Genomic DNA, 7,979 nt, shown 5'->3' with positions numbered 1-7,979 from the left:
GTGCGTCGACGCGCAAGGCTGGCGTTTCGAGGTGGTCGACCTCGACGGCCGGCGCATCGACAAGCTGATCGCCACCCGCCTGCCCGACGGGCATCGGCCCGTGGCGCGCTGAGCGGAACCTTAGCGTCGACTTGCGGTTTCGGGTCATGGGGAAAAATCCATGGCCGAGAGCAAGCACGAACGCGACGAGCGATTGAAGGCGGAGAAGGAATTCCGGGTCCGCTTTCTCATGAAGGAAACCGGCATCACCGAGGCCCAGGCCCGCGACCTCGTCGACTTGATCGGCATCGACGCCAGTTCGCTTCTTCGGGAGGCGCGGCTACTGAAGAAGAATAGGTAATGTCTCAGTTTGAAATTCGACCCGGCTCGGAACACAAGGCGACCCGGCCCGCTTATCAAGGTGACACAGGATTTGCGGGCCGGGCCGTTGGCCCCGAAGAGCCAACTAAAGCATGTCTCCCGAAAGTGGGAACCGGTTTCGGGATAAGGACATGCGTAAAATCAAAAACCTTAAGCACATGGAGCGAATCCGAAGGATCGCGACGCGCTTTAGATGCGCGCCATCCTCTCAATTCCCAAGCGAATGCGCTGCCCCTCCGCGTAGCTGAGCGCATATGCCTCGAGTTCGAAATTGGTGATTGTATCTTTGCCGTTTTCGATGACGTGGACGAACCATTCGCCACAGGCCTCGACCACTTCCACGGCGTTCTGCTTCGCTTCGTTGCACGGCACGTTATCCATCGCAGCTCTCTCCAGAGAAGCCATGGGAAACGTCAATTTTTATAAGGCTCCGAAGGCTCGTTTTTCAAGGCCAATTTTCAAGCTGGTGAGGCGCGCTTTTTGTCGGGTCCACGCTTGCCGGGCTTCGGGGCAACGCGTTCCAGGCGCGTCTTGCCGGCAATGCGCATGACGCGGACTGCGTTGCCGATCACATCGTGGGTCGCTTCTGGCCGTTAGGTCCTGTCGGCATTGCGGAGTTCGTTCTTCAATCTATCCCTGTCGGCGACGTGCATCCCCTGCATCTCCTCAAGCTGCTCCAAAAACGCAGTCGCTTCCTTAGTATCATGACCATCGCGTTCGAGTTTGGCGATTAGTTCGCGCTGGCGGATAAGGTGCTTCTCGCCTTCAGCCACATGCTGCTCCGCTTGTGCCAGGTGCCGCTTTATCATTTGAGGATCCATAGCGCTAAGCATAGGCACTTTTGGCGTGGCGTTCAAACGCGGTCGGAATTTTCCGAAATTCAAACCGAGACACTACCCAGCATGCGGTGTGGCGGATTCCGCCGGAGCTCGACGTTCTTATAAAAGTCTTGAACAACTACTGCGCAAGGCAGCACGTTGCCGACGAGGATGAACGCGAACGCATTGCGGTCAAGGTGATGGCGCTTTTCGGCCGCGGCGTCTCCGACCCTGTCCTGTTGTCGGCGGAGCTTGAACGCGGTTCCGTTTGATTGGCCTCGGCGCGTGGCCCGCAAGCGCCGCCCACCCTCCGCTCCAGTCATATTAAAGTAAAAGCTTATATTTATGCTTCTTACATTCCAAATACCTAATGTTGCCTTTAAGTAACGGTGCTCAATATATCGATAATCGACAATTCAACTTCGGGACAGGAATCAAACGCCAAGTTAACCTCTCGGCGATTTGGTCGGTGCGCCGTGCGGGCGATCCGGCGTGGCGGGCAACGGATTCAGGGGCACGGTTCAATGAGGGCGGGCGGCAGCGTTCATGGTATTCCGTCTGGCGGAAAGGCAGGCGCAGCTGCGCTTCGTGCCGGTGTTTCGCTCGCAGCACTTATCGCCGTGGCACTCGGCACGGCGCCTGCCCTGGCTGATGGCGGCAACGGCAAAAACACGACCGGGGGATTTGGCGTTGGCGGCGCCGATGGGTCGCTTGCAGGAGCGACGGGACAGGACGCGGATTCTTCCGCTACCAGCAGCGGCGGCGGCGGTGGCGGGGTGGATCTTACCACCGGCAACGGTGCGCCGGGTGGGGCGAGTGTGACCGTTGCCGGCAGACCAAGAGGCACTACCGGCATCACCGGTGCTACTGGTCAGTCTGTTACAACTATCACCACCATATCCGGCACCGTCACTGGTGGGACAGGCGGACTAGGTCAAGCGGGTGCAACCACCACACCCGGTGGGCACGGCGGCGGCGGTGTGGGCATCTCGGCCACAGCCGATGTCACCGTCGCGGGCGCCGGAATGGTAACTGGCGGCACCGGAGGAGGTCCCGGTAACACTGGGACTCCCTCCAGAAGCGGCGGCGCGGGCGGCGGCGGCGTCGGCATATTTTCAAACGCCGACGTGACCGTGGATGTCGGCGGCCATGTTACCGGCGGCGCGGGCGGTATCACCGTCATCGGCGGTGGCGGTGGCGGCGCAGCGGCAATCGTGCTGACCGTAGGCGGCACGGTTACCAACAGCGGCACCCTGACCGGCGGCGTCGGCGGTAACAGTTTTGGTACTTCCGGAGGCGCCGGCGGCGATGGCGGTGCCGGCGTGCAATTGCTTTCTGGCGGAACCGTCATCAATGAAGCGGACGGGACAATCGCCGGCGGTGCCGGGGGCACGGGGCTCTTGGCGCCGGGCGACGGAGGTGCCGGCATCAAGGGCGCGGGGATCGCGGTCATCAATGGCGGCACCATCACCGGTGGCGCAGGGGGATCAGGTGGCGGCCTCGCTGGTCAGGCAATTCAGTTTACCGGCGGGGTCAACTCGCTCGAGATCTGGTCGACCTCGAACATTGCTGGCAACGTGAAAGCTTTCAGTGCCGCCGATACGTTCAACCTCGGTGGCAGCGCTGACGGCTCATTCGACGTTTCTCAACTCGGCCCCGGCGCCAAATATGACGGGTTCGGACTCTATCAGAAGACCGGCACCGGCACTTGGACTTTGACGGGAACGACATCCGCGGTCACGCCGTGGACACTGAGCGATGGCACGCTGTCGGTCTCCGCCGACACCAATCTCGGCGCCGCTTCCGGCGGCCTGACCTTCAATGGCGGCACGCTGCAGACGACGTCCGCCTTCACCAGCAGCCGCAATGTCGCCCTGACCGACAATGGCACGGTCCAGACCGATGCCAACCTTGGCTTGACGGGTACCATCAGCGGCAGCGGCCTTCTCACCAAGACCGGCGCCGGCACGCTGACCTTATCGGGCAACAACAGCTATACCGGCGGCACGCGGATTCTGGGCGGGACCCTCGAGGCCAAGGGCGGCAACGCCATCGGCGACCAGTCTGCGGTGATTGCGCAAGCCGGTGTGTTCCGCGTCCTCGACGACGAGACCATCGGCACACTGTCTGGCGATGCCGGCACGGTGGAGCTTGTCGGCGACCTCACCACCAGCACGAATTTCGCCAACACGATCGCGCTGTTCTACGGCGGCATCAGCGGAACCGGCGGCTTCGTCAAGAACGGCGCCTACCGACAGGTTCTGGCCGGCAACAACAGCTACCAGGGCGCGACACAAATCCTGGGCGGCACGCTCTATGCGGTCGGTACGGGCATCGACTCCATTCCCGACGCCTCGGCCGTGACAGTGGCGGCCGGCGCCACGCTGTCGCTCGCGCGGCCCTCCATCTCCTCTGGCATCACGGGCATTGACAGCGATGACGAGACGATCGGCTCCTTGTCGGGCGCCGGCAATGTCGCTCTCGGCGACAGGAAACTGGCGATCGGGGGCGACGCCAGCACCGCGTTCTCCGGCTCGATCTCAGGCGCCGGCGGCTCTCTTGCCAAGCTGGGCACCGGCACGCTCACGCTCTCCGGTACGAACACCTATACCGGCGCGACGACGGTCGACGCAGGCAGGCTGCGCGTCGATGGCTCGCTTGGAAATACCGCCGTCAGCGTCGGCAGTTCCGGCACCCTGTCGGGCGTGGGAACCATCGCGGGGCCGGTGACGGTAGATGGCACCATCGCGCCGGGCGACAGCCCCGGCACGCTCACGGTCGGCTCGCTGACGCTCAACGCAAGCGCGAAACTCGACTACGAGCTCGGCACTCCCGGGACGGTCGGCAGCGGCGTCAACGACTTGATCGTGGTCAACGGTGATCTCACCCTCGACGGCACGCTGAACATCACCGATGTCGGCGGCTTCGGCGCGTCTACCGGCTCATGAATTACGGCGGTGCGTTGACGGACAACGGGCTTGAGTTCGGGACCACGCCCGTCTCCGCGAGCGATCTCTTCATCCAGACCAGCATCGCCGGTGAGGTGAACCTGATCTCCAGCGCCGGCGTGACGCTGGGCTTCTGGGATGGCGGCAATACGGGGCTGCACGACAACGGCGTGATCGACGGCGGTGACGGCGTGTGGGATGCGACGAACCGCAACTGGACGGAAGCCGACGGCGCGATCAACGGCAAGTGGGGTCAGGATTTCGCGGTGTTCGCCGGTCAGGCCGGCACCGTCACGGTCGATGATTCCGCCGGCACGGTCGGCTTCACCGGCATGCAGTTCATGACCGACGGCTATGTGATCGACGGCGACACGCTCACCACCAACACCGCCGCCACGAGGATCAGGACCGACGCCGGCGTGACGGCGGCGATCGCCGCGCAGATCGCCGGAAGCGGCGGCCTGGTGAAGACCGATACCGGCACGCTCGTGCTTTCCGGCGCGAACACCTACAGCGGCGGCACGACGATCTCGACCGGCACGCTGATCGGCCAGGCAGCGAGCTTCGGCACCGGCGACATCGTTGATAACGCGGCTTTGGTTTTCGACCAGCCGGCCGATGCCACCTTCTCCGCCGTCATCTCCGGCACCGGCACGCTGGCCAAGTTGGGGAGCGGCAATCTCAGCCTTACCGGCGCCAACACGCTGAGCGGCGCCACGACGATCGGGGCCGGCAAGCTTTCGGTCAACGGCTCGCTCGCCAACTCCGCGGTGACCATCCTCAATGGCGGCGCGCTCGGCGGCAACGGCACGGTGGGGTCGACGACGCTGCAGACCGGCGGCGTCATCGCGCCCGGCAACTCGATCGGCCAATTGACCATCCAAGGCAATTTCGTTGGCGCCGGCGGGACGGTCGAGATCGAAGCGATCCTCGACGGCGACGCCTCTTCCACCGACAAGCTCATCATCACCGGCAACACATCGGGCACCGCCAACATCAAGGTGATCGGCCTTGGCGGTGGCGGCGCGCAGACCGTCGACGGCATCAAGATCGTCGATGTCGGCGGCGTCTCCGCCGGCACCTTCAACCTGCAGGGCGACTATGTCTTCCAGGGCGACCAGGCCGTGGTGTCCGGCGCCTATGCCTACCGCCTCTACCAGAACGGCGTCAGCACGCCGGCCGACGGCGACTGGTATCTGCGCTCGGCGCTGATCAATCCCGTCGATCCGGGCGGCCCGACCTCGCCGCTCTATTCACCCGCCGTGCCGGTCTACGAGGCCTATGCCGGCGTGCTGCAGAGCTTCACCCAGCTCGGCACGCTGCAGCAGCGCATCGGCAACCGCTCGTGGGGCGGCGAGGCGCAATCGGCGGCAGGCACCCAGCGCGGCAACCCGATCTGGGGGCGCATCGAGGCCTCGCACAGCGAATTCGAGCCGGGCACGAGCACCACCGGCACCGATTATGACGCCGATCTGTGGCGGCTGCAGGCTGGTCTCGACATGCTGCTTTCCGAGACTGCCTCCGGCATGCTGGTCGGCGGTCTCACCGTCCACTACGGCACGGTAAAATCGGACGTCTCCTCGTCCTTCGGCACCGGCTCGATCGACGCAACCGGCTACGGCTTCGGCGGCACGCTGACCTGGTACGGCAAGAACGGTTTTGTCGACACCCAGGCCGAGCTCACCTGGTTCGACAGCGATCTGTCCTCCGCGACGCTCGGCAGGAAGCTCGCCGACGGCAACAACGGCTTCGGCTACGGCCTCGGCATCGAGGCCGGGCAGAAGATCGCGCTTCATGGCAACTGGTCGCTGACGCCGCAGGCCCAGCTCTCCTATGCCTCGGTCGACTTCGACAGTTTCACCGATCCTTACGGCGCGCTGGTCTCCAACGGCAGCAGCGACAGCCTGATCGGCCGCCTCGGCCTCTCCGCCGACTATGAAAGCGAGTGGAAGGGCAGCGCGGGCCAGACCAGCCGCTCACATGTCTATGGCATCGCCAATCTCTATTATGACTTCCTCGACGGCACCGATGTCGACGTCTCGGGCACCAGGCTGACCAGCAAGCCGCAGCAGCTTTGGGGCGGCCTCGGCGTCGGCGGCTCGCTGAGCTGGGCCGACGATCACTATTCCGTCCATAGCGAGCTGCGGGCGCGCACCAGCCTGGAGGATTTCGGCGACAGTCATGCCTTCGGCGGCTCGGTAGGCTTCAGCGTGAAGTGGTAGGCTGGCGGCAATAGGCCGAAAAAGGCAACCAGCGGTCGCTGGAAACTTTCCGACGCGTATAGGAATTTAATCCTTGGTGGGGCGATTCTCGCAGGAGGTCGCGGTGGTTCGTCGCAACAAGGCAAAGCAATTATCGGAGTCGGAGCTTGAGCGGTTCCTGATGGCGGCGGGAGAGCTGCATCGCAGTATTGTGGCCCCGTTGATATCGACGCAATGCGATCACTACCGCTCCATGCAAACCCTGCACGAGGCGTTGCTGAAAGCGGTGAAGGACATCACCGGCAAGGATGCTGCCTTTATCCGCTGGTTTGGGGCGGGGTCGCGGTAAACTGCGTCGCCGCGAACCGCGCACCCCTCAATGCGCATCCGGCGGCGGCGCCTTCGGCGTCACGTTGCGCAGGAACGGGACCAGCGCCGTGGCGATGACGAACGCCACCATGATGACCAGGAACGCGTCCGCATAGGCCATGGTCGAGGCCTCGCGATAGGCGAGCTGCCAGAGCTGCTTCAGCGCGGCGGCGTGGCCATCGTCGATGGCGCCGGGCAACTGGCCGTAGCGCTGCGCGACAGTGTCGACCAGGCGCATGGCCGCCTCGTTCTGCGGCGTCAGATGCGAAGCGATCGTCAGGAAATGGAAGTTGGTGCGGTTGTTGAGGATCGCGCCGCAAATGGCGATGCCGACCGCGCCGCCGAGATTGCGCATGGTGTTGAACAGGCCGCTGGCATATTTCAGCCGCTCCGGCGGCAGGCTGCCCAGCCCGAGATTGACGCTGGGCGCGACGGCGAAGACTTGCGGGAAGCCGCGAAAGATCTGCGGCAGCAGGAGTTCGGCCGAGCCCCACTGGCTGGTGATGGCGGAAAAACTCCACATCGAGGCGCCGAAGGAGGCCAGGCCGAACATCATCAGCCAGCGCGTGTCGAAGCGCTTGGCGAGGAAGATGTAGACCGGAACGCCGACCAACGAAGCGACGCCGGTGGAAAACACCGCTAGCCCCGTCTCGAACGCGTTGTAGCCCCGCACATAACCGAGAAACAGCGGCGTCAGATAGATCGTGGCGAAGATGCCGATGCCGGTGATGAAGGACAAAAAACAGCCGATGGCGAAATTGCGGTTGCCGAAGGCGCGGAAGTCGACCACCGGCTGCGAATAGGTCAGGCTGCGGACGACGAACAGGATGAGCGTGACCACGGCGACGACGGCGCCGTTGCGGATCGTGGCGTCGTCGAACCAGTTCCAGCGCGAGCCTTCCTCCAGCACATATTCCGCCGTGCCAAGGCTGACCGCCATCAGCGCCATGCCGATATAGTCCGCGCCCTTCAGCAACGACAGATCACCCTTGTCGATCTTGACCAGCAGCGCGACGAGCACGGTGATGACCGCCCCGGGGATGACATTGACGTAGAACAGCCAGTGCCAGTTCAACGTGTCGGTGATCCAGCCGCCGATGACTGGCCCTAGCGTCGGCGCGATCGAGGCGATGCTGCCGACGACGGCGGCGGCATAGACGCGCCTCGGGCCCTGGAAATAGTGGAAGGACGAGGTGAACACCGTCGGGATCATCGAGGCGCCGAGCAGCCCCTGCAGCGCCCGGAACACGATCATGCTTTCGATGTTCCAGGCAAAGCCGCAC

8 protein-coding genes are annotated in these 7,979 nt (G+C 64.0%); 5 read left to right on the top strand and 3 right to left on the bottom strand.

The window, feature by feature from the left end:
- Positions 1-112, top strand: a 112-nt coding sequence (locus tag EOA28_RS40925; protein WP_148670742.1) for a transporter associated domain-containing protein, incomplete at its 5' end; no start/stop codon positions are given.
- Positions 113-160: 48 nt separating this feature from the next.
- A complete protein-coding gene (locus EOA28_RS17150; protein ID WP_126081698.1) occupies positions 161-340 on the top strand; it encodes a hypothetical protein in 180 nt (59 codons plus the stop codon).
- Positions 341-549: 209 nt separating this feature from the next.
- Here the strand turns inward: EOA28_RS17150 and EOA28_RS17145 are convergent, their stop codons facing one another.
- Both EOA28_RS17145 and EOA28_RS17140 read right to left on the bottom strand, forming a co-directional pair.
- Positions 550-741: a hypothetical protein gene (locus EOA28_RS17145; protein WP_127251533.1), complete on the bottom strand. Its 192-nt coding sequence runs from the start codon at positions 739-741 to the stop codon at positions 550-552.
- A 212-nt stretch (positions 742-953) separates the two neighbouring features.
- Positions 954-1,169 (bottom strand): hypothetical protein, encoded by a 216-nt coding sequence (locus tag EOA28_RS17140; protein ID WP_245463347.1) that lies wholly within the window; start codon positions 1,167-1,169, stop codon positions 954-956.
- A gap of 629 nt (positions 1,170-1,798) precedes the next feature.
- Here EOA28_RS17140 and EOA28_RS40920 point away from each other — a divergent pair.
- The 3 genes from EOA28_RS40920 to EOA28_RS17125 all read left to right on the top strand — a co-directional run bounded on the left by EOA28_RS40920 (position 1,799) and on the right by EOA28_RS17125 (position 6,676).
- The gene (locus EOA28_RS40920; RefSeq protein WP_128298266.1) at positions 1,799-4,126 is read left to right on the top strand and encodes an autotransporter-associated beta strand repeat-containing protein; all 2,328 of its coding nucleotides are present in this window, start codon (positions 1,799-1,801) and stop codon (positions 4,124-4,126) included.
- The gene (locus EOA28_RS17130; protein ID WP_245501540.1) at positions 4,123-6,348 is read left to right on the top strand and encodes an autotransporter outer membrane beta-barrel domain-containing protein; all 2,226 of its coding nucleotides are present in this window, start codon (positions 4,123-4,125) and stop codon (positions 6,346-6,348) included. Before EOA28_RS40920 ends, EOA28_RS17130 begins: the two co-directional genes overlap by 4 nt.
- 103 nt (positions 6,349-6,451) lie before the next feature.
- Positions 6,452-6,676 (top strand): hypothetical protein, encoded by a 225-nt coding sequence (locus EOA28_RS17125; RefSeq protein ID WP_126081695.1) that lies wholly within the window; start codon positions 6,452-6,454, stop codon positions 6,674-6,676.
- 27 nt (positions 6,677-6,703) lie between these two features.
- Here EOA28_RS17125 and EOA28_RS17120 read toward each other — a convergent pair.
- A partial coding sequence (locus tag EOA28_RS17120; RefSeq protein ID WP_128315080.1) for a DHA2 family efflux MFS transporter permease subunit occupies positions 6,704-7,979 on the bottom strand: 1,276 nt, incomplete at its 5' end.

The sequence above is a fragment of the Mesorhizobium sp. M2A.F.Ca.ET.067.02.1.1 genome (genome assembly GCF_004023285.1).
In the GTDB taxonomy this organism is placed as follows: Bacteria; Pseudomonadota; Alphaproteobacteria; order Rhizobiales; family Rhizobiaceae; genus Mesorhizobium.
Note: the sequence above shows the minus strand (reverse complement) of the source record. Positions and strands in the feature narration are given on the sequence as shown.

Excerpts from the sequence above, each read along its gene's own strand:
- EOA28_RS17150 (WP_126081698.1), top strand. The coding sequence starts at position 161 with ATGGCCGAGAGCAAGCACGAACGCGACGAGCGATTGAAGGCGGAGAAG.
- EOA28_RS17145 (WP_127251533.1), bottom strand. The coding sequence starts at position 741 with ATGGATAACGTGCCGTGCAACGAAGCGAAGCAGAACGCCGTGGAAGTG.
- EOA28_RS17140 (WP_245463347.1), bottom strand. The coding sequence starts at position 1,169 with ATGATAAAGCGGCACCTGGCACAAGCGGAGCAGCATGTGGCTGAAGGC.
- EOA28_RS17130 (WP_245501540.1), top strand. The coding sequence starts at position 4,123 with ATGAATTACGGCGGTGCGTTGACGGACAACGGGCTTGAGTTCGGGACC.